Annotated in this window: 3 protein-coding genes and 1 pseudogene; 1 reads left to right on the top strand and 3 read right to left on the bottom strand. The window is 60.9% G+C overall.

From position 1 onward, the window contains the following. Positions 1-18 precede the first annotated feature (18 nt). Positions 19-1,119: a 3-isopropylmalate dehydrogenase gene (leuB, locus tag J0I64_RS22540; protein WP_291412531.1), complete on the top strand. Its 1,101-nt coding sequence runs from the start codon at positions 19-21 to the stop codon at positions 1,117-1,119. A gap of 94 nt (positions 1,120-1,213) precedes the next feature. Here the strand turns inward: leuB and J0I64_RS22535 are convergent, their stop codons facing one another. From J0I64_RS22535 to J0I64_RS22525, 3 genes and pseudogenes are all read right to left on the bottom strand, one after another. Beyond that, on the bottom strand, positions 1,214-1,525 hold the full coding sequence (locus J0I64_RS22535; protein WP_291412529.1) for a hypothetical protein: 312 nt from the start codon (positions 1,523-1,525) through the stop codon (positions 1,214-1,216). Positions 1,526-1,640: 115 nt separating this feature from the next. Further along, positions 1,641-2,003 (bottom strand): 30S ribosomal protein S16, encoded by a 363-nt coding sequence (gene rpsP / locus J0I64_RS22530; protein ID WP_291412527.1) that lies wholly within the window; start codon positions 2,001-2,003, stop codon positions 1,641-1,643. 34 nt (positions 2,004-2,037) lie between these two features. After that, positions 2,038-2,263 (bottom strand): annotated as a pseudogene (locus J0I64_RS22525) (hypothetical protein); the annotation flags it as partial.

Raw genomic sequence — 2,263 nt, 5'->3', positions numbered from 1 at the left:
CGAGGAGTTTTCCCAAAAATGGCCACACATTCCCTGTTTCTTCTGCCCGGCGACGGCATCGGCACCGAGATCATGGTCGAGGTCGAAAAGATCATCGCCTGGTCCAATGCCGAAGGCCTGACCGACTTCGCCACCGATAAGGGTCTTGCTGGCGGTTGTGCCTATGACGCGCATGGCGAAGCCATCTCGGAAGACGACATGGCCAAGGCGCTCAAGGCCGACGCCGTCATTTTCGGCGCCGTGGGTGGCCCCAAGTGGGACAATGTTCCCTATGACAAGCGTCCGGAAGCCGCGCTCCTGCGCCTCCGCAAGGATCTCGGGCTGTTTGCGAACCTGCGTCCCGCCATCTGCTATCCCGCCCTTGCCGATGCTTCCGCGCTCAAGCGCGAACTCGTCGAAGGTCTTGATATTCTGATCGTGCGCGAACTGACCGGCGGCGTCTATTTCGGCGAGCCCAAGGAAATCACCGATCTCGGCAACGGCCAGAAACGTGGCGTCGACACCCAGGTCTATGAGACCTATGAAATCGACCGCATCGCCCGCGTCGCCTTCGATCTCGCCCGCACCCGCGGCAACAAGATCCATTCGGCCGACAAGAAGAACGTCATGAAGTCCGGCGTGCTTTGGGATGAAGTGGTCCGTGCCGTCGCCAAGGATTATTCCGACGTCGCCTTCAACCATATCCTGGCCGACAACTGCGCCATGCAGCTGGTGCGTAATCCCAAGCAGTTCGACGTGATCGTCACCGACAACCTCTTTGGCGATATTCTGTCGGACGTGGCGGCCATGCTGACCGGTTCGCTCGGCATGCTGCCATCGGCAGCGCTCGGCGCTCCGGATGCCGTCACCGGCAAGCGCAAGGCCATGTATGAGCCCGTCCACGGCTCGGCCCCCGACATTGCCGGCAAGGGCATTGCCAACCCGATCGCCATGATCGCTTCGCACGCCATGGCGCTGCGCTATTCGTTCGGCATGATCGAACTGGCCGACAAGGTCGAAGGCGCCATCGCAAGCGTTCTGGCCGACGGCCTCCGCTGCGCCGACATCGCCCAGGACAACCGCAAGACGGTTGGTACTGAGGAAATGGGCGCTGCCATTCTGGCCAAGCTCAAGGCGTAAGCCTGGCCGACCTTACCCTAGGCCCTAGAAACAAGAGTAAGCCCCGTCTCGCGGCGGGGCTTATTGTTTGTCGAGGCCATAGAACCTCTGGTCGTCACCGATTAGTTCGTCGCGCGCCTTTTGGCAGCGGAAATCCATAGCCGACCCAGGGCTTGAGCCAGGTGATGGTTCGCTCGTGGTGGTAGCGGCTCATATGAAGCTCCATCCCGACCTTCTCGATCGCCCCGAAGAGTGCGGCAATCGCATCATTGCCACCAGCAAAGCTCGTCACCTTGCCTTCGGGCCAGTCGATCTCGTAGCGACAGTCCCAGGATTTTCCCAGCTGCTCGGGCAGGAAAAGGAAAATGCCGACCAGGCGGATCTGACCCTCGTACTCGACGCTCAAAACCGGCGCGGCGATGATCATGCGCGCTCCCCTGCCCCTGCGGCACTTTAGTTCACAACACGAAAGCGAACCACGCAAAGAAACACCCCGGTCTCGCGACCGGGGTTTTGCATTCAAGGGACAAGAGTCCCAGAAATTATTCAGCAGCGCCTTCAGCGGCGGCAGCGGCCTTGGCGGCCTTTTCTTCGGCGCGTTCCTTGGCCTTTTCGCCGGGTTCGCCCTTGTTCGGGTTGTTGCGGGCTTCGCGCTTCACGAGGCCAGCAGCATCGAGGAAACGCAGAACGCGGTCGGTCGGCTGGGCGCCAACGGAAACCCAGTGCTGGGCGCGTTCGGTGTTGAGAACGACGCGGTTTTCAGCGGTCTTGTCGAGCAGCGGATTGAAGGTACCCAGCTTTTCGATGAAGCGGCCATCGCGCGGCGAACGGGCGTCGGCAACGACGATGTGGTAGAACGGGCGCTTCTTGGTGCCACCACGGGCAAGACGGATCTTGAGGGACATTTTTTAATCCTGAGGTTGATGTCTAAAGTTCGGGTTATTTCTTCTTGCCCAGGCCCGGAAGGCCAGGGAAACGGGGAGCACCGCCGAGACCGGGAAGTCCGGTGCCGGCAGATTTCAGAAGCTTGTTGACGTCGGTGGGCAACTTGTCGGTCATCGGCAGATCGGCGGAGGGCAGGCCCTTCAACTGATCGGGATTGATACCGGCCTGGCGGGCCATCTGCTCGAGCTGCTTGGGGTCCATCTTGGAGAGGTCCGGCATG

The sequence above is a fragment of the Devosia sp. genome (assembly GCF_017307565.1).
GTDB lineage: Bacteria > Pseudomonadota > Alphaproteobacteria > Rhizobiales > Devosiaceae > Devosia.
Note: the sequence above shows the minus strand (reverse complement) of the source record. Positions and strands in the feature narration are given on the sequence as shown.